Source organism: Flavobacterium davisii (assembly GCF_042182265.1).
Lineage (GTDB): Bacteria > Bacteroidota > Bacteroidia > Flavobacteriales > Flavobacteriaceae > Flavobacterium > Flavobacterium davisii.
Genome location: NZ_CP097869.1, coordinates 327,605 through 346,000 on the forward strand (window position 1 = coordinate 327,605; position 18,396 = coordinate 346,000).

The 18,396-nt window shown below is 30.8% G+C and carries 18 protein-coding genes; 7 read left to right on the forward strand and 11 right to left on the reverse strand.

Annotated elements, in window-relative coordinates; all coding sequences use genetic code 11:
• Positions 1-21 precede the first annotated feature (21 nt).
• The 4 genes from NAB20_RS01300 to pyrH form a co-directional block, all read right to left on the reverse strand.
• A complete protein-coding gene (locus tag NAB20_RS01300) occupies positions 22-1,011 on the reverse strand; it encodes a hypothetical protein (RefSeq protein WP_105196342.1) in 990 nt (329 codons plus the stop codon).
• 131 nt (positions 1,012-1,142) lie between these two features.
• Entirely contained in the window at positions 1,143-2,216 is a 1,074-nt protein-coding gene (locus NAB20_RS01305; protein ID WP_105196343.1) for an exopolyphosphatase, read from the reverse strand.
• A 147-nt stretch (positions 2,217-2,363) separates the two neighbouring features.
• The gene (frr, locus tag NAB20_RS01310; protein WP_105196344.1) at positions 2,364-2,927 is read right to left on the reverse strand and encodes a ribosome recycling factor; all 564 of its coding nucleotides are present in this window, start codon (positions 2,925-2,927) and stop codon (positions 2,364-2,366) included.
• A 51-nt stretch (positions 2,928-2,978) separates the two neighbouring features.
• On the reverse strand, positions 2,979-3,686 hold the full coding sequence (gene pyrH, locus NAB20_RS01315) for a UMP kinase (protein WP_105196345.1): 708 nt from the start codon (positions 3,684-3,686) through the stop codon (positions 2,979-2,981).
• A 179-nt stretch (positions 3,687-3,865) separates the two neighbouring features.
• Between pyrH and NAB20_RS01320 the strand changes: the two genes are divergently transcribed.
• Positions 3,866-4,507 (forward strand): PAS domain-containing protein, encoded by a 642-nt coding sequence (locus tag NAB20_RS01320; RefSeq protein ID WP_105196346.1) that lies wholly within the window; start codon positions 3,866-3,868, stop codon positions 4,505-4,507.
• Between the two features lie 6 nt (positions 4,508-4,513).
• Positions 4,514-5,749: an MFS transporter gene (locus tag NAB20_RS01325; protein ID WP_105196347.1), complete on the forward strand. Its 1,236-nt coding sequence runs from the start codon at positions 4,514-4,516 to the stop codon at positions 5,747-5,749.
• 90 nt (positions 5,750-5,839) lie between these two features.
• Here the strand turns inward: NAB20_RS01325 and NAB20_RS01330 are convergent, their stop codons facing one another.
• The 3 genes from NAB20_RS01330 to NAB20_RS01340 form a co-directional block, all read right to left on the reverse strand.
• Positions 5,840-6,208 (reverse strand): hypothetical protein, encoded by a 369-nt coding sequence (locus NAB20_RS01330; RefSeq protein WP_105196348.1) that lies wholly within the window; start codon positions 6,206-6,208, stop codon positions 5,840-5,842.
• Between the two features lie 71 nt (positions 6,209-6,279).
• On the reverse strand, positions 6,280-6,930 hold the full coding sequence (locus NAB20_RS01335) for a queuosine precursor transporter (RefSeq protein WP_088390580.1): 651 nt from the start codon (positions 6,928-6,930) through the stop codon (positions 6,280-6,282).
• Positions 6,931-6,984: 54 nt separating this feature from the next.
• A complete protein-coding gene (locus tag NAB20_RS01340) occupies positions 6,985-8,055 on the reverse strand; it encodes an exopolyphosphatase (protein ID WP_127823838.1) in 1,071 nt (356 codons plus the stop codon).
• 139 nt (positions 8,056-8,194) lie between these two features.
• On the opposite strand from NAB20_RS01340, the gene NAB20_RS01345 reads away from it, so the two are divergent.
• From NAB20_RS01345 to NAB20_RS01360, 4 genes are all read left to right on the forward strand, one after another.
• Positions 8,195-9,430 carry an MFS transporter gene (locus tag NAB20_RS01345; protein ID WP_375605380.1) on the forward strand — a complete coding sequence of 412 codons (1,236 nt, stop codon included), beginning with the start codon at positions 8,195-8,197 and terminating at the stop codon, positions 9,428-9,430.
• A gap of 25 nt (positions 9,431-9,455) precedes the next feature.
• Complete coding sequence (locus NAB20_RS01350; protein ID WP_088390584.1) at positions 9,456-9,929, forward strand: N-acetyltransferase; 474 nt, start codon at positions 9,456-9,458, stop codon at positions 9,927-9,929.
• A gap of 246 nt (positions 9,930-10,175) precedes the next feature.
• A complete protein-coding gene (locus NAB20_RS01355; RefSeq protein ID WP_235877399.1) occupies positions 10,176-10,496 on the forward strand; it encodes a DUF6370 family protein in 321 nt (106 codons plus the stop codon).
• Positions 10,497-10,603: 107 nt separating this feature from the next.
• A complete protein-coding gene (locus NAB20_RS01360; protein WP_088390588.1) occupies positions 10,604-12,475 on the forward strand; it encodes a U32 family peptidase in 1,872 nt (623 codons plus the stop codon).
• A 559-nt stretch (positions 12,476-13,034) separates the two neighbouring features.
• Here NAB20_RS01360 and NAB20_RS01365 read toward each other — a convergent pair.
• Entirely contained in the window at positions 13,035-14,660 is a 1,626-nt protein-coding gene (locus NAB20_RS01365; protein WP_375605381.1) for a hypothetical protein, read from the reverse strand.
• A gap of 135 nt (positions 14,661-14,795) precedes the next feature.
• Here NAB20_RS01365 and fabD point away from each other — a divergent pair, with 135 nt between their 5' ends.
• A complete protein-coding gene (gene fabD, locus NAB20_RS01370) occupies positions 14,796-15,665 on the forward strand; it encodes an ACP S-malonyltransferase (protein ID WP_105196351.1) in 870 nt (289 codons plus the stop codon).
• Positions 15,666-15,719: 54 nt separating this feature from the next.
• Here fabD and NAB20_RS01375 read toward each other — a convergent pair whose 3' ends face one another.
• The 3 genes from NAB20_RS01375 to NAB20_RS01385 all read right to left on the reverse strand — a co-directional run bounded on the left by NAB20_RS01375 (position 15,720) and on the right by NAB20_RS01385 (position 18,380).
• A complete protein-coding gene (locus tag NAB20_RS01375) occupies positions 15,720-17,021 on the reverse strand; it encodes a slipin family protein (protein ID WP_375605382.1) in 1,302 nt (433 codons plus the stop codon).
• Between the two features lie 684 nt (positions 17,022-17,705).
• On the reverse strand, positions 17,706-17,942 hold the full coding sequence (locus NAB20_RS01380; RefSeq protein ID WP_375605383.1) for a hypothetical protein: 237 nt from the start codon (positions 17,940-17,942) through the stop codon (positions 17,706-17,708).
• Positions 17,943-18,071: 129 nt separating this feature from the next.
• Positions 18,072-18,380 (reverse strand): biopolymer transporter ExbD, encoded by a 309-nt coding sequence (locus tag NAB20_RS01385; RefSeq protein WP_308726914.1) that lies wholly within the window; start codon positions 18,378-18,380, stop codon positions 18,072-18,074.
• Between the last annotated feature and the right edge of the window lie 16 nt (positions 18,381-18,396).

The following is an 18,396-nucleotide window of genomic DNA, read 5'->3' on the forward strand; positions in this document are numbered from 1 at the left end:
TTTTTTATAAGTGATAAGGGTTTAGTTAACAAGTTTGTGAGTTAAATAATTAACCAACTTTGCTTTGTTGGTATTTTTACAGTATAAAAATTTCTTTTTTGAGTTGGCTTCCAAATTTTTCAAAATAAAGGTTAAAAATTTATTTCCAATTGATAGTTCATATTTAGAATAATAAGATAATACTTTATCCGCTTCTATATTAGCTGATGCTAGTACTTGGTAGCGATCAAATTTTTTATCTAAACTGATTTGGTGATTTTCTAAATCTTCAATCTTAACAGGATTAAATTCTAATTCAATGGTACCGCCATTAAACAAAGCATAGGATGCCCAAGCTGATTGTCCTGTGAGATAAACATTTTTTTTATCTCTCATTTCATCGTTATAATAATATAACTGTTTAATATTTTCATTTAGTTTTAGAATTTCTAATTTTTTAGAATCATCATTTAGATATTCCAATTTTTGAAAATCACTATTGGGTATAACAGTTACCTTGAAACCATCTTTTTTTGTATAACTACAAAAAGTGGTTTGCGCTTCATTAATATTAATCAATGCTGCTTCGTCTTTGTCTTCTTTTTTTAGCAGCCCTTCAAAAATATATTCACAGCTCTTTTGATTAGTAAGAAAATCGATTTTTGAAATATTATTTATCAAAAGTTCTTTTTGAATATTGATCATTTCCACTTCAGAAAACAATTCTAAATCACTAATCAAAAATATTTTATCGGCCCCTACATTTTGTTCTAATTTTATTTTTTGAATGTTGGTATTTACTCCTGCTATTATTTTTTTTATCAGGCTCAAACGATCCCCATTAGGATCTGCCACGATTGGATCTGACCAAAAACTCTTAAGTTTAAACTCAGCGGCATCATCAGGCTTAGACTCTACAACAAGTACTTTTATTTCCTTATTATTAAATTCTAATCCCGCTATTTTTTTTTGAGCAAATCCGAAAAATGCTACTAAAAAAACAATAATTAAAAAAAAGTTTTTTTTGATCATAATAAAGACAAAAGGCTATCTAAAAATATTCAAAATCCGTTTTCATATTCAGTATAGTTAGTTTGTTTATATCTTGCTACTAAACGCAGATTTGAAAAAATGATTAATTAGATAATTCTTTTATTTGTTAATTACCATATTTTTTTTATCTTGTTAGATCTGTCCACTATGTAGGAAACTAACCATGCTGTTTGCCCTTGTTTAGCAAAGAATAATTTCTTTTCATTAATACTCGGAATATCCTCTAAGCAAACTAAAAGAAGAGCTGAACCTGCTATTAAATGTTTCTGAGAATACGTTTTTAAAACACGTTCTACTTCTTTATTTTTTTTAGCTAGTTCTTCAAATTTTTGAAAATTGTTCTTTACTATAGCATCATAATTTATTACATCTTCTAAAGTAAAGCTATTAAAATTATCTTTTGCTTCATTACCGTTATAAAGTGTATAAAAAGCCCATACAGCACCACCTGACATGTACACATTTTGTTTTTCTAAAGCTTGGGGTTTAGAATTGTACATGGCTTTTATTTGTTCTCTTAACATAGGAGTTAGTCCAAACAATTTTTCATTATATTCCCCTATACTTTCATTTTTGGCTTTCTTTTTAACAGTTTCTGTTAATGTGATACTTCCATAATCAAATGAAAGAGGAAAGAAAACAAAATTATCATTATTAAAGGTGTCTACATATCCTCCTTTAGTATTTCCTCCTCCAATATCTAAAACGGTTGAGTTTAAATAATTAATGGGAGGAATACATCCTTTTAGGAGCATTTTCCCTTCCGCTTGAGCATCTATAAAGTCAAGTTCTTTATTTGTTAATTTTTTAACTGCATCAACTAATTCTTTCGTATTAGATGCCATTGCTACACCAGAAGATCCTACTATAAAAATATTCTGTTCTGTAACTTTAAATTCATTTTTAACTCTTAAATAACTTCTATAAACTACTTCTGAAGCTATTTTAATATCTTCAGCTGCCAATTTACCATCAATCGCTATCCCTCGTGCAATACCTACATTTTCGGTCCAAAAGGATTTGATTTCATAACTTCCCTTTTTGATATTATCGACATCAAGGACTGAAATTTTAATTCCTTTACTTCCTATTTCAATTCCTCCAAAAAGGCTATCATCAAGAGATGCTGATGCAAATTGTGCAAAAACAAGTGATAGCAGTAAAAATATTTTTTTAACTTTCATAGTAAAAACATTATGCTGTTGTGTGTATTAAAAACAGTACGCAATTTACGCGTCTTTATTCAAAAAATCATGTAGAAAAAAAACTACAAGATGTACAGTATGAGAAAGCAATAATTTTTAAAACGAAATTATTACTTTACTATTTAATTAAACTTTCATTATTTCTGCTTCTTTAACAGCATAAAGTTCATCTACTTTTTTGATATAAGCATCTGTTAATTTTTGAACATTATCTTCTGCTGTTTTACAAGCATCTTCTGAGGTTCCTTCTTTTTCTAACTTTTTAATATCACTATTCGCTTCTTTACGAGCGTTTCGAACGCCAATTTTAGCATCTTCTGCTTCTGACTTTGCTTGTTTTGCTAATTCACGACGACGTTCTTCTGTTAAAGGAGGAACTGATATAATGATATTATCGCCATTATTCATAGGATTAAATCCAATATTTGCAATCATAATGGCTCTTTCTATAGGCTGAAGCATATTTTTTTCCCAAGGCGTTACGGTTATAGTACGCGCATCAGGAATATTAATATTTGCAACCTGAGAAAGAGGTGTTTGAGAACCATAATAATCTACGAAAACCCCTCCTAACATTTGCGGAGAAGCTTTTCCTGCTCTAATATTTAAAAACTCTTTTTCTAAGTGTGTCAAAGAACCTTCCATGGATTCTTTTGTACTATCTAATATAAAATTAATTTCTTCGGTCATACCTTTAATGAGTTTAGAGTTCAAATTTATTCAAAAAATGAATCAAAAATACTAAATATTAACAACGGTTCCTACATTTTCTCCTTCGCATATTTTTAACAAATTACCTTCTTTATTCATATCAAATACAATTATCGGCAATTTATTTTCTTGACTTAAAGTAAATGCTGTGGTATCCATTACATTTAATCCTTTGGCTAACACATCATTAAAGGAAATGTAATCAAATTTTACTGCATCAGGATTTTTTTCTGGATCTGCATTGTATACACCATCTACTCTAGTTCCTTTTAATATAACATCTGCATCTACTTCTATCCCTCTCAAAACAGCGGCTGTATCGGTTGTAAAATAGGGATTTCCTGTACCTGCACCAAAGATTACAATTCGTCCTTTTTCAAGATGTCTTACCGCTCTTCTTTTGATATAAGGTTCTGCTATTGCTTCTATCTTTAAGGCTGTTTGCAAACGGGTTAACATCCCCTTTTCTTCCAAAGCGCTTTGTAATGCCATACCGTTTATAACAGTAGCTAACATTCCCATATAATCTCCTTGTACTCTATCCATACCATTACTAGCACCAGCAACACCTCTGAAGATGTTTCCTCCTCCTATAACGATAGCAATTTCTACACCTAGGTCATGTATTTTTTTTATTTCCTCAGCGTATTCCGCTAATCTTTTTGGTTCTATTCCATATTGGCGTTCACCCATCAAGGCTTCTCCACTTAATTTTAAGAGTATTCTTTTATATTTCATTACGCGTTAATTTGCTATGCAAATATAAAAATTAAATCTTTATTTCGTAATTTCGTAAGTAAAGCAATTTTATTTCAGAAACCAGAAAGAGTTTTTTTATTTTTTTATGACAAAAATCAGTTTTTGTATTTTTTTTCGCCGTAACTTTACTGGTGTAAATAAGCAAATTTGGATTAAATATGGATTTAGAAATTAAAAAGCCATTACCTCTAAATGAGGAGGTCATTTGGGACACTACTAAAACTATTATGAGTAAAACAGACATCTATGGAACTATCGAATACGTTAATGAGGTATTTGTTGAGGTTTCTGGTTATCAAGAGTACGAATTAGTAGGACAGCCTCACAATATTCTTAGACACCCCGACATGCCTCAAATCATTTTTAAAGTTCTGTGGGAAAACATAAAAAAGGGGCAAAAATTTCACGGAATTATCAAAAATCTTTCAAAGTCAGGTCGTTATTATTGGGTGATAACAGATTTTGATTATGTGGTAGATGAAAACGCGAACATCACTAAATATATTGCCAGAAGAAAAGCTGTACCTAATGAAGTAATCAAAAAAGTAGAGGATTTATACACAAAGCTACTACAAATTGAAAAAGTACGAGGAATTGACGGAAGTGAAAAATTTTTAACAGGATACTTGGAAGAATTGGGTATGAGCTATGTTCAGCTAATAACTAAATTTATGGTAGACGAAACGAATGAAGAAGAAGAAAAGAAAGAATTAGAAGTAGCAAAAACAAATGATGATTTAGAGCATGTTCGTAGTGGATTTTTCTCTAAATTTTTTGCAACGAAACTTAACCTATTCTAATTTTTTATGGAATTTTTAAAAAGAAATCGAATACATTTTAACTTAGAAATAAAGATAATTGCCTTAATCACATTAATTAACCGAATGGGAGCCGTAGTGGTTCCCTTTTTATCAAAATATCTTAACGAAACACTTGGATTTACCTATTCTCAAATAGGTTGGATAATGGTTTGTTTTGGCATTGGCTCTTTAGTTGGAACATTTACTAGTGGTCGTTTATCAGACATCGTAGGATCCTACAAAGTAATGATTTTTAGCCTTTTTACAAGTGGTCTCATTTTTTTCCTTCTTAAATATGTAAAAACCTTTGAAACCATTTGCATTACCGTCTTTTTACTAACCACAATTGCGGACATGTATCGTCCAGCAATGATGTTAACCGTTAACAGCTATGTAAGTAAAGACATAAAATTACAATCGCTCTCTTTAATTCGATCTGCTTCAAATTTAGGTTTAGTTTTTGGCCCTGTAATTGGCGGATTAATTATATCTTACTGGAATTATAATGTCCTTTTTTGGGTAGATGGAATAACGTGTCTTTTGGCTATTTCTATTTTTTTCTTACTCGTAAAAGAACGCAAAGTTCCGTTTGATCTAAATCTAGCTAAAACTAATTTAGACAGATTAGCTCCAATTAAAGATATTCCTTTTGTATTAAACTGGATTATTGCCATGATTACAGGTTATTTATTTTTTCAAATTTTTACCATTTTACCTTTATTTCAGAAAAATTCTTTCCATTTAAAAGATGTTACAACGGGAATGCTTTTTGGATTTAGCGGTGTAGTTTTTATACTATTTGAAGTACGTTTAATCAATAAAATGCAGATAAAAAAAATAAATGAAACTTTGGCAATTGCAATTGGATTAGCACTGTTTTCCTTAGGCTACTTTTTCTTATACTCTATACATAACAGTTGGGTTTTATGGATTTTTATGGCACTTATGACTTTTGGAAATATGCTTACTTTTTCCTACGCAAGCGGTCTTGTATTAAAAAGGAGTCATAAAAATCATGAAGGAATATTTATGTCTGTATTTCAAATGAGTTATGGATTTGCCCATGTATTAAGTTCTAAAACAGGCTTATCTATTGTTCAATATCTTAGCTATGAAGCTAATTGGTTAATAAATTCTATAATAGCTATTATAGGAATTGGATTAACCTATCTTCTCTATTTAACTTTAAAAAAGGAACAGGTTTCTTTAAAAGAAAAAATAGCCAAACAATTGTTTAGCTAAATTATATACCATGTGATTGTAGAAGTCCTAAAAAGAAATTCATTATAAAAACATTTTAATGACTCATTCTGTTTTAGGACTTCTTTTCTTTTATAAACTAATACTTTTCTTGTATTTATTTAGCAATGCCTTCGTCATAGTTAAATTAGCTTCTGAAGCATCTACTACAAGATAAATCAAAAACTCATGATTATTTGAAACATCAATAACGTGATATTGAGAAGTTAACGAAATCGTTATATCTTGAATTTGTTGATTTTGTTTTAGTGCATGAATACCGTTTAGTTTAGCACGAACCATTTCTAAAATATAATTAGAATCAAGATCTATATTATAATCCTTTAAAACGGATTTTGAATGATAAATAATACCTTTGTAAATATCAAGAATACTAACAGCTATAAAGCCCGGCAAGTTTTTAGCAATAGATTCACCAAATTCTGTAAGTAGATCAGCCATTTTAAATTATTTTTTTGGGTAGCAAATGTAAGGAATATGATTTTTTTGGAGACTAAGTTTTGATTCATTTTTCAGGAATCTTCTCCAAGATATTTTTTTATGAGATAATGACTAAGATATATTAAGGGTGTCAATAAAACAGCTACACTTAATTTAAAGGTATATCCTGTTAAAGCGGAAGATATGAAAGTTTGAAAATTTATTTTTCCTGGTAACCAAAATGCGATTCCTAAAACAACAAAAGAATCTACTAATTGAGATATCACCGTAGAACCTGTGGCTCGCAACCAAATTTTAGTATCCCCTGTTTTTTGTTTTACAAAATGAAAAATACTTACATCTATTAATTGGGAAAAAATAAAAGCTATAACACTTCCTATAATAATCCACATACTTTGTCCAAATACTGCAATAAATTGAGCATCATCAACAGGGCTAATTCCTTTGGCAGAAGGTATAGATATAGCTAAAAAAAGCAGTAAAAATGCGTAAACAATAAGTCCCGCAGTTATATAAGAAAGCTTACGAACTCCTTTTTCTCCAAAATACTCATTAATCAAATCTGTTGTTAAAAAAACAATAGGCCAAGGAAGTATCCCAATACTCATTACAAATGGGCCTATCTGAATTAGCTTTCCTCCTATTAATTCTGCCACTATAGCATTTGTAATAAATATACCTGCTAAAACAGTAAACAGTACTTGTTTTCGATTTTTAAACATATAATCTTAAATCTATTCTTTTTAGGTCAAACAAAAAATTTGGCAGTTTTAAAACTACCAAATTTTTTTTACTTTTTTTGAGTATTCTGCCACGTAAGAAACCAACCAAGCTATATGTCCTTGTTTTGCAAAGTATAGTTTTTTTTCATCAATATTAGGTATTGCTTCAAGAGCTACAATTAAAATATTACTCCCTGATATTAAGTGTTTTTGCGAATATGTTTTTAAAACGCGATCTATTTCTGGATCTTTTTTTGCTAAATCTTCAAATTTTTTAAAGTTATTCTTTAAAATTGCATCGTAATTAATTACGTCTTCTAATTTAAATTCATTAAAATTTTCTTTTGCTATACCATTATAAAGCGTATAAAAGGCCCACACAGAACCTCCTGAAAGATAGATATTAGGCTTATCCAAGGCATTTTTACCTGAATTATACATAGCTCTTACCTGATCTCTTAATTCAGGCAAGTAACCGAATGCTTTTTCGGTAAAATCAGAAAGTGAATTTGATTTTGTTCTTTTATTTACAGCCTCTGTAAGAGTTATAGTTCCATAATTGAGATTAATAGGAAAAAACACAAAATTTTCATTATTAAGAACATCTATATATCCTCCTTTTGTATTACCTCCTCCAATATCTAAAACCATAGATGTCGCATAGTTTTCCGCCGGAATTAACCCTCTCATCAACATTTTACCTTCATTATTGGCCGTAATAAACTCTAAGTCCTTGTTGATAGCATTCTTTATTTTTTCTGTCAATTCATTCGTGTTCTTTGCTTGAGCAACTCCAGAAGATCCTACTACAAAAATATTTTCTACAGGTACATGAAATTCATTTTTTATTTTTAAAAAATCTGCTGCTACAACTTCTACAGCTTTCAAAATATCCTCATTAAGCAAATTTCCATCTATAGAAATACCTTTTGCTACACCTATATTATCAGTCCAAAAAGATTTTATTTCATAATCTCCTTTTTTAATGTTATCAACATCTATAACCGATACCTTTACTCCTTTACCTCCAATTTCAATTCCTCCATAAAGATTTTTACTTTGTGCTGTAGACAAAGTAATACTGGCAAACAAAAGAAAATGTGTAATTAACTTTTTAATTTTCATACTGTCAAATTTCATCCTCAATTTTAAGCAAATTTAAATACAAAAGCAAAAATAAAAGTAGAAATATTTCTATAGTTTTTATAGGATTTTACACCATTTCCTTTTTAAATTTGTCTAATATTTAAAACTTAACTTGTATATGAATTCAATTTTAAAAGACTTCAAAACTTTACCAAGAGAAGTTTGGTTTTTTTTCTTCATGATATTAATTAACAGAATGGGGGCTATGGTTGTTCCTTTCATGTCTAAATATCTATATGATGATCTAAAATTTGGCTACGCAGAAATAGGAACCATCATGATGTGCTTTGGTGCTGGTTCTATAGTTGGTACTTTTCTAGTAGGGAAAATCTCTAAAAACATTAGTAGTTATAAGCTAATGACTTACAGCATGTTTTTTAATGGCGTAATTTTATTTAGCTTACAATTTGTAAAAGGCTTCTATCCTTTATGCTTCACCGTTTTTATATTAAATGTTGTAGCTGATATGTTTAGACCTTCGATGATGGCTACTCTAAAAGACTTTGTTAAAAAAGAAGATAGAATTAAAGCCTTTTCTTTAATGAGAACCGCCTCTAATTTTGGCTTTATAATATCTCCTATCATTGCAGGTATATCAATTGCTACTGTTGGCTACTATTTACTTTTTTATATTGATGGTATATCATCTATCGTAGCAGTGGTGTTCTTTATAACTTTTGTAAAAGAAAAGAAATTGCTACACCAATTGACTTTCTCTAATTTGAATGAAGAAAAATTTGTTTTTCTAAAAGACAAATTACTATTAATACACTGTTTGATCACCATTATTACAGGTATCATATTTTTTCAAATATTTTCTGTATTACCATTGTATTATAGTGATGTCTTAAAATTATCTACAACATTCAACACTTACACATTGGTTTTTTATGGATTAGTTTTATTTTTCTTAGAAGTTGCCGTTGTATCATACATTAAAAAGAAAGAAATAAAAACCTTAAATGCCATTTTATACGGTTTACTTTCGATGTGTTTAGGGTATTTTATTTTAGTTGCTTTACAACAAACAATAGGAGTATTTCTTGCATTATCCTTCATAAGCTTTGGTGTTATGCTTACTTTTCCTTTTGCTGCTGATTTTGTACTTGAACGTTCTTATAAAAAAATGGAAGCTAAGTTCCTTTCTTATTTTCAAATGTGTTACGGAATAGCACAATTTTTAAGTGCCAAATTAAGTCTATTCATAATTCACCGACTAGGATATAACATTAATTTTATTTTAAATATTTTTTTAGGCATAACAGGAGTATTACTTTCTTATATATTGATTAATCTAGTAACAAAAGAAATAAAAGATAAAAAAGCAGCTATTCTAAACTCCTTTTTTAAGTAATTAAAAGCTTTAAACGAGAACCATTATGCTTGGAAAAGTTCATGAAATAGGAATTCAAGAATTTGACAAGGTCGAAAGTATTATTTTAAGATCAGGGCTTGTTTTAGACGAATTTCTAGGAGGAAGTAATGGTTCTTTGCCTTTACTCCAATATAAATTAGAACGAAATCAGTGTAAAATTTATACTTACGAAGTAAATAGGCAAGTTTATGGGTTTATACTATTACTAAACAAAAGAAGTATTATTTCAAAATTGGCATACGATTGGCATATTGCTTATTTGTATGTTGATGAAAACATGAGAAGAATAAAAATAGGCGAATCATTATTAGATCGTGCTATACAGTTTGCCTCATCTACTAAAGCTAATGAATTATCATTATACACAACTAAAGATAACCTTTCTGCTATAAAATTATATAAGAAAAAAGGGTTTTTAGAAAGTAACTTTTTAGCCAATTACCTTACTTTTAAACTATTTTTAAACGATCACAGGTAAGAATTTTATATTTTAGGTTTATGTTTATTCAAAAGCTAATCAGATTCTAAAAACTTTTTAAAGTCACCTAAAAAGGTGACTTTTTTATATAAATATTTTCTATATTTGATTTAAACGGTAACCTTCTTTTCATGAAACACTTTATCTTCTTTATATTACTTGTAATTACAGCTTCTTCTTGTGGCCCTAAGAGGCTCAAATGTGGACCAAAGCGTTGTGAAACGAACTACTTTAATAACAATTTGAATGAAAAAAATACAATTACTACTTATAACACTCCTCACATTTAACTTATCTGCTCAAGAAAAGAAACGGGATATAAAAGATGTAGAAGTAGAAACTTCATGTGGACTATGTCAATTTGGAACGAAAGATAAAAATTGTACCTTATCTATACGTTATCAAAATAAGGTATACAATGTTATTGGCACCACTATAGATGACCATGGAGATGCACATGCAAACGACGGATTTTGTAATACTATAAGAAAAGCTAAAGTTTCAGGAACATTAAAAGAAGGTATTTTTTTAGTACAAAAATTTAATTTAGTTCCTACAAATCAATAAATCATTTTTTTAAAAACTAAAAGTACAATCTATATTTAAATATTACTTTTTTTTCAGAACTTTGCAAACCTTTTGGATAATTCCCAAAAAAGATATGTTTTTTAGTGATGAAAAAGAAGATTGAAATTTTAGCTCCTGCAAAAGATTTAACTACAGGTATTGCTGCCATAAATGCTGGTGCTGATGCAGTATATGTAGGCGCGCCACAGTTTGGAGCTCGTTCTAGCGCACACAATTCTATTGAAGATGTAGCTGCCCTGGTTCAGTATGCACACCTTTATAATGTTCAAGTTTTTGTAGTAATCAATACTATTATTTATGACGGTGAATTAGAAACCTGTCGCCAATTAATTTGGAAATTATACGAAATAGGGGTCGACGCTCTTATTGTTCAAGACATGGGAGTATTAGAACTAGACTTACCTCCTATCCCTCTACATGCGAGTACACAAGCTAATAATCGCGATCCTAAAAAAATTAAATTCTTAGCAGACGCAGGTATTCAACGAGTAGTATTAGCTCGCGAATTAAATTTACACCAGATTAAAGAAATAAGCCAAGCAACTGATGTTGAATTAGAATTTTTTGTAACGGGTGCTTTATGTGTTTCGTTTAGTGGAAATTGTTACATGAGTGTAGCAAATGGCGAACGTTCAGCCAATAGAGGATCTTGCGCGCAAAACTGCCGACTACCTTATAACCTAATTGATGGACATGGCGAAACATTAATCCGTAATAGCCATTTATTATCCATAAAAGATTTTGATGTAACGGACCAAATACCCCATTTAATAGAAGCTGGAATTTGCTCTTTTAAAATTGAGGGTCGATTAAAAGATGTTGTATATGTTAAAAATAATGTATCTTTTTTACGAAAAAAATTAGACACATTTTTAGCTCAAAATAACGACAAATACACAAAAGCTTCTTCTGGAAGTTGCACTTATACTTTTGATTCCGAACTGACCCGCACCTTCAACCGCGGTTATACAGATTATTTTGTAAACGAAAGACACCAATCTATTGGTTCTTGGGACAGCCCTAAATCAAAAGGGCAGTATATCGGCAAATTAATCAAAACTGTTGGTAATTCTTATGTCATTGAAAATGGAGAATTACTAAACAATGGGGATGGACTCTGCTATATTAATGAAGATAAAATAGCTGAAGGTATTTATGTAAACAAAGCCGAAAATGGTTTTGTATACCCTAACGTATTAAAGGAAATAATGCCTGGTACTGAAATTTATCGTAATAATGACGCTGCTTTTATTAAATTAGTGGAAAGAGAAGACAGTGCGATAAGAAAAATAAGCACCTCATTATTATTGAAAGAAAACGAACATGGTTTTGAATTAATTGCTACGGATGAAGATGGTAATACAAGTACAGTACAATTAATACATCCTAAGGAAAAAACTAAAAATGGCGAATCTATAGCCGAAAACTTTAAAGTAAATTTAGCTAAAACAGGATTTACTCCTTATACCGCTGATGAAATAACCATTTCTTTTTCAGACAACTGGTTTCTCCCTATTTCTAAAATTAATGAAATGCGTAGAAATGTATATGAACAATTATCCGAAATTCGTTTACAAAACTACAATAGAAAAGAGTTTCAATTAGAAAAAACCTCGCATCCTTATCCTGAAACTAAACTGGATTTTACTTACAACGTAGCCAATAAAACCGCTCGTAAATTTTACGAACGTCATGGGGTTACCGAAATAGAAAAAGCATTTGAATTACAATGGGATCCAGGAAAATCACGTGTAATGACTACTAAATATTGTATTAAGTACGAATTGGAACGCTGTCCAAAATACCATCGCGAAAATATGGATCAAAAACTAAAAGAACCTTTAGTATTAAAGCAAGGTGAATTAGAGTATAAGTTAAAATTTAACTGCAAACCTTGTGAAATGGAAATTTGGGAAAAAGATGCCGAATTTGAAATTGAAGAAGATCATTTTCATTAATACATAAAAAATCCAAAAGGTCTTAATCTAATCATTTTAAAAAAAAAGAAATTAGATTATGCGCCCCCTCCTTTCGTGGGAGTGACAAACAAAACGTTGATCGTTTAGGAATAAATTATTCGGCGCTCTTGTCATCCCACGCCCAATGTCATTAAGTTAAGGAATTTTAGTTCAAAATTCACTTTGTTATATCGATGATTTTAAAAAGATTATGTAATTTCTTCTTACATCGAAATGAAAAACCAGACGATTAACTTAATGACATTGATCATGGTTCTAGTAAGGATCACATACAGTGAGTAACATTATACTTTAACCCTGATTACGTCTTAGAAATTTTCAAAAACATATTTTATTGATTGTTAGTACTATATAAATTACGAACTAGAATTACCAAATAAATAAATCATTTTATTTCAATAAGTTATAAAATTTATTTTTTCTAATGCGTAATCTGGGTTTAAAGGTTTTATCCCTTCACTCCGCTCGAGTTATCCCTTTGTCAACTCGAGCCAAGTAATGAAACAGGTGTAAAAAAATCTTTTTTTTTGCTTTTTATCTATTTGCCTAACGAAAAATTTTTAAAACTAGACACATCTATTATATCTTCTGTATCTGCATCATAAGTAATTTCTACTTGATCACCTACCCGTGTAATAGGTAATTGGTTAGATAGTTGTGAAGAACCTATAAATATTTTGCTTTCACCTTGTATCGTAAAATAGTAAAAACTATTCCCATTTTTCACATCATTTTGTATACGCGTTATTTCTGCTTTTATTCTTTTTTTATTTGTACCTGCTTCTAGTTTTATACTATCACCAGACATATTATACGCATTTTTATAAGCCATTAGAGTTTCCCGCATAGTATTTCCTACCCCAACAATTGTATAATCATGTATAGAAACCATAGCAAACATTTTTACCAAGCCACCTCTATCTTTTAACGTCATAACATAAGTTGGTATATTGTTAATATTATATGGAATAGGCAATGAAGCATTATATCCTTTTTCTTGTACTTTTCCTTGAGCTGAATTTTGTGCAGCAAATTCAGTTGCTCCACTTTGCTTATAAAACGTAGCTTGTTTAGTACGCGTATCGACTAATACAAATCCTACAGATGATTCGTCCTTTCCTACTGAGGTTAAACCTGTATACCAATAGGATTTATTATCTTTTCCATACACTAAACTCATATCTTCTGTTATTTTTAGTTTATCTGCATTAGAAAAATTCCAATACCCATGCACTAAATCTCCCCAATCATTTAATTGATCTTCAATAAAATTAATAGGTTGAATACGATCTACCCATTGGGGTGTTGTTGCTATAGTATATTCTTTTATAGTTCCTGTTTGTGCATCTACTACTAATACACCTGTAGCATCATTTCCTTTAAACCCTATTTTCTTATCGTATTTAGTAACTACCCAAAATGGTCTTCCTGTATCATCTACTTCAAATGTAAAATCTGTTAATCCAATAGTGTTGTATCCATTAAAATAAATATGTCTACGAATTTCATCCCCTAAATAAGCACTTGGTTGATATTTTATCTTTATGGTGTTTCCTTTATTAGTTTGCACCAATTTTACATCGCGTTCATTTGTTGCAGAAACCATTACATAACCCGCTGTCCCTTCTCTATTATTTAACCATTTAAAAAAACCAGAATGTAGCAAAGGGGCTACCCAATACAATTTATTATTAACTTTTTGAATGTAAAACTCACCTAAATGCACTTGACTACCTAAAGCAGGTTGGGAGCCTAATATTTTTTCACCTAATAGATAGGCTAGATCTTCATCTACTACCCGAACTTCATTTAACGAAATAGGTGCTATATGCTTAGAAATTTGATCTCCATTAGCTACTTTACCTATCAATTCTTGATATTTTTTAGTTTGTATCAAACGAGAACTAAAAATAGGCAGCACTAGTATATATACTAATAATATCCCTATGGCATATAATCCCACTTTTGAAGGTAGACTTACTATTTTTACTTGTTTTCCATCACGAGAAATTTGGAATTTGATGGAAAGAATACCCCATGCAAAAACTAAAACTAAAAGTAAAAGCGGTAGTTCTACAAAGCCATAATTGAGTACAGGTAAATTCAAATAAGTCAGAAAAAAACCTAATACAACTAGGATACATCCTTTAAATATATAATTCATAATATAAATGTTTGATGAGTGGTTAGACGCTATTCATTGATAAAAGTTACAAAAGTCGTTTCCCAAATAATTTTATGTATTTTTGTCCAAAATTCTGTTCAACAATTCTACTTTTAACTATAAAAAATATTTTTAATGAAAGCATATATTTTTCCAGGTCAAGGAGCACAATTTACCGGAATGGGTAAGGATTTATACGAATCATCAGAATTAGCTAAAACATTATTTGAACAAGCAAATACTATTCTAGGTTTTCGTATTACAGACATCATGTTTGAAGGCACTGCCGAAGAATTAAAAGAAACAAAAGTAACACAACCTGCCGTTTTTTTACATTCCGTTATTTCTGCTAAGGTTTTAGAGATAAAACCAGACATGGTAGCAGGACATTCTTTAGGTGAATTTTCGGCTTTAGTTGCAAATGGTGCTTTATCATTTGAGGATGGTTTAAAGTTAGTTTCACAACGTGCTTTGGCTATGCAAGAGGCTTGTGAAATGGTTCCTTCTACAATGGCTGCAGTTTTAAACCTAGACGATGCAGTAGTAGAAGCCATTTGTGCTTCTATAGATGGCGTAGTAGTAGCAGCTAATTACAACTGTCCAGGACAGTTGGTTATTTCAGGCGAGTTAAAAGCTGTAGAAATAGCTTGTGAAAAAATGAAAGAAGCAGGTGCTAAAAGAGCCTTAATTTTACCTGTTGGGGGTGCTTTTCACTCTCCTATGATGGAACCTGCAAGAGAAAAATTAGCCGCTGCTATTGAAAGTACTTCTTTTAACATACCTTCATGTCCCGTATATCAAAATGTAACGGCTAATGCCGTAAGCGATCCTGCTGAAATTAAAAATAATTTAATTGCGCAATTAACGGGGGCTGTAAAATGGACTCAATCTGTCAACCAAATGATTACAGATGGTGCAACTAGTTTTACCGAAGTTGGCCCTGGTAAAGTGCTTGTTGGTTTAGTAAACAAAATTAATAAAGAGGTAGCTACTATTTCTGCTTAATCTTATAGAACTATCACGCTAAAGGTAAAAATTTAGCGTGATAGTAATGTTTCATCATTTTACAAAAATTTCTTTCAATTGTCCGATGATGTTTCCGCTTCCTGAAATGGTGATTTCTCCAATTTTATCGGCAATTTTTTCTACGTATTCCATCTCTTTCAATTTCCAAAGCATTTCGTTTTCTTCCATCAATTTAGCGGTATTCAACATGCTTCTCATAGAAGCAGTTTCCTCACGTCTCATAATGGTGTTGGCTTGTGCTTTTTTTTCGGCAACCAAAACTTGGTTCATGATTTCTTTCATATCGCCTGGCAAAATCACGTCACGAATACCTGCATCAAAAACTGCTACGCCCAATGCCGTAACCTTGGTTTGTGTTTCTGCTAATATGGCTTGACCGATTTCATCTTTTTTAGTCAATAATTCATCCAAGGTATAACCGCCCACATAAGCACGCAATGCCAATTGCAACAAGATGTACAACTGTTTTTCATAGTCTTTATTTTCGGTCAACGCTTTTTGAATATCAGTAACTTGATATTTTGCAAAAAAGTTGATTCTCAAATTGGCTTTATCTTTCGTCAACAGTTCTTGGCCTGAAATTTCCATTTGTTGTTGACGCAAATCTGCGGTTTTTACTTCCAAAGTAGTCCCGTTATTCCAAAAATTATAGGTGCCTGCTTCCAAAACTTGAGTCAATTTACCATTAACAAACAACAACCCTTTTTCATAATTCAAAACATCAAATTTTTGGATAAAAGCTTTCATTTTTGGATGTTCCAATAGTTTTTTGTCTCTATTTTCAATGATTTCAGTTTGATTCAAATCAATCGTTTTAAAATCATATTGTGTAAATCCTTTCCAAAAAGCATATTTCCCAGCAGTTAGGACTTCTTTGAAATTATCATTTACATATTGCAAAACAATTTCGTTGTCTTTAACCGTAATCACATCCAATAAAGTGGCCAACTCTTCATTTTTCAATAAAATGTCCAAATGTGTTGGAGCTACAAATTCAAGCGTCATATTGTAGGTTATAAATTGGTACTGGTAAACGCCTTTCCAAAAGGCATATTTCCCTTTTTTTAATACCGTTTTGAAATTCTTATTTACAAATTGCAATACCACATGGTAATCAGCAACCTCAACTACTTCCAACATTTGAGCTAAGGTTTCATTTTTCAACAAAACATCCAATTCCAAATCAGTTTCAAAGGGTGTACGCATATCAAAATAACGTACTTCTAATTGTGTTCCAATCAAGAAGTGCTTACCTTCTGTCAAGACTTTTGTCAATTTCTTATTCTTAAAAACCAAACCAACTTGAAAGGTTTCTATGGTAATTCTTTGTATCATATTTTTCAATTTTTAGTGTATCTTTTTAAAAAATGTTCGAACGAAATCGCTTTATCCAAAGCGGAAATGAGTTGATTTACTTTACAGATTGAAAAGGGTTCAAATTCTGTTTAGCGTTCATATTTATTTAAAATTGAAGCTATCAAATCCAAAAGCAAAGCAATCTTCTAGTAAAAGCGAACCTAAATCAGGCTTTCTCAAAAGTGCTTGCTGATTCATTACACTGACGTATCAACTAAATAAGTCGCAAGCTTGTTCCGTTCTGAACATTCTTTTGTACTGGTGAATCTTTTTAAAGAGAGATTCCACTCTTTCAAAAAAACTACAGTGAAAGTGTAGCGCTCTAACCAACTGAGCTAACGCAACGTATTGCGTATCGGACTCGAACCGATGCGTTTGATTACAGAATCCCTAATTCTGTGCGTTTACCAATTTCGCCATTCTTCAACTCAATGAAGAAGTAGGACTCGAACCTACAAAATCAGTATTTTAAGGCAAATACTAAAACCATCAAATCAAGTTGCATAGTAAGTTGTAACACGCCTCACGCGTAACCCTCACCACATTAGTGCTATACCGAAACACCCAACTGGACTTGTTTGATATTTTTATAAATTAATGAACTTGTTTTCGTTGTACAAAGATTCAAAACTAACTACGCAATTAATTTACGTAGTTAGTAAATTAAACTTTAAAAGTCATAAATTCTTCTTTAATCATACTGATTATCAAAGTGTTTAACCGCTTGTTGATTGCTTTTTGACTTTCTTTGTCTAAAGATTCCAAAACAGTTTCATGTTCTTTTTTAAAATCGATCATGATGTCTTGGCTCATCCAACCCGTAAGTTTACCTATGCGTTTGGGGTGAAATTCACCTTCTTTGCTCAACACATTGTACAAACGGTTTTCAGTAGTAAACAATTTGATTAAACCCAGATTACGCGTTAGAGATTTTCAAAAAACATATTTTATTGATTGTTAGTACTATATAAAATTACGAACTAGAATTACCAAATAAATAAATCCTTTTATTTCAATAAATTATAAAATTTATTTTTCTAATGCGTAATCTGGGTTTAATAATATTGTACATTCTCTATCATGGGCAACTACATAGCAACCATCATAACATCCTCTTTCTCCAGACATTCCTAAATCCATTTCATTTGGGCGTGATAAAAAAGAGGTCAACATAAAGAAGACTATCAATAAGAAAGAAATGCTAACCATAGCGGTTAGGTCTACTCTTGGTTTTAAGTTTTTTGATTTACGTGTAAGGGGTTTTCTTCCGAAGGTATGTCTGGTTTCGCTCATGGTGCTAATTGTTGGTTTATAAAATACACCAAGAATTAGCACCATTTTTTAAAGAAAACCA

Excerpts from the sequence above, each read along its gene's own strand:
- NAB20_RS01300 (WP_105196342.1), bottom strand. The coding sequence starts at position 1,011 with ATGATCAAAAAAAACTTTTTTTTAATTATTGTTTTTTTAGTAGCATTT.
- NAB20_RS01305 (WP_105196343.1), bottom strand. The coding sequence starts at position 2,216 with ATGAAAGTTAAAAAAATATTTTTACTGCTATCACTTGTTTTTGCACAA.
- frr (WP_105196344.1), bottom strand. The coding sequence starts at position 2,927 with ATGACCGAAGAAATTAATTTTATATTAGATAGTACAAAAGAATCCATG.
- pyrH (WP_105196345.1), bottom strand. The coding sequence starts at position 3,686 with ATGAAATATAAAAGAATACTCTTAAAATTAAGTGGAGAAGCCTTGATG.
- NAB20_RS01320 (WP_105196346.1), top strand. The coding sequence starts at position 3,866 with ATGGATTTAGAAATTAAAAAGCCATTACCTCTAAATGAGGAGGTCATT.
- NAB20_RS01325 (WP_105196347.1), top strand. The coding sequence starts at position 4,514 with ATGGAATTTTTAAAAAGAAATCGAATACATTTTAACTTAGAAATAAAG.
- NAB20_RS01330 (WP_105196348.1), bottom strand. The coding sequence starts at position 6,208 with ATGGCTGATCTACTTACAGAATTTGGTGAATCTATTGCTAAAAACTTG.
- NAB20_RS01335 (WP_088390580.1), bottom strand. The coding sequence starts at position 6,930 with ATGTTTAAAAATCGAAAACAAGTACTGTTTACTGTTTTAGCAGGTATA.
- NAB20_RS01340 (WP_127823838.1), bottom strand. The coding sequence starts at position 8,055 with ATGAAAATTAAAAAGTTAATTACACATTTTCTTTTGTTTGCCAGTATT.
- NAB20_RS01345 (WP_375605380.1), top strand. The coding sequence starts at position 8,195 with ATGAATTCAATTTTAAAAGACTTCAAAACTTTACCAAGAGAAGTTTGG.
- NAB20_RS01350 (WP_088390584.1), top strand. The coding sequence starts at position 9,456 with ATGCTTGGAAAAGTTCATGAAATAGGAATTCAAGAATTTGACAAGGTC.
- NAB20_RS01355 (WP_235877399.1), top strand. The coding sequence starts at position 10,176 with ATGAAAAAAATACAATTACTACTTATAACACTCCTCACATTTAACTTA.
- NAB20_RS01360 (WP_088390588.1), top strand. The coding sequence starts at position 10,604 with ATGAAAAAGAAGATTGAAATTTTAGCTCCTGCAAAAGATTTAACTACA.
- NAB20_RS01365 (WP_375605381.1), bottom strand. The coding sequence starts at position 14,660 with ATGAATTATATATTTAAAGGATGTATCCTAGTTGTATTAGGTTTTTTT.
- fabD (WP_105196351.1), top strand. The coding sequence starts at position 14,796 with ATGAAAGCATATATTTTTCCAGGTCAAGGAGCACAATTTACCGGAATG.
- NAB20_RS01375 (WP_375605382.1), bottom strand. The coding sequence starts at position 17,021 with ATGATACAAAGAATTACCATAGAAACCTTTCAAGTTGGTTTGGTTTTT.
- NAB20_RS01385 (WP_308726914.1), bottom strand. The coding sequence starts at position 18,380 with ATGGTGCTAATTCTTGGTGTATTTTATAAACCAACAATTAGCACCATG.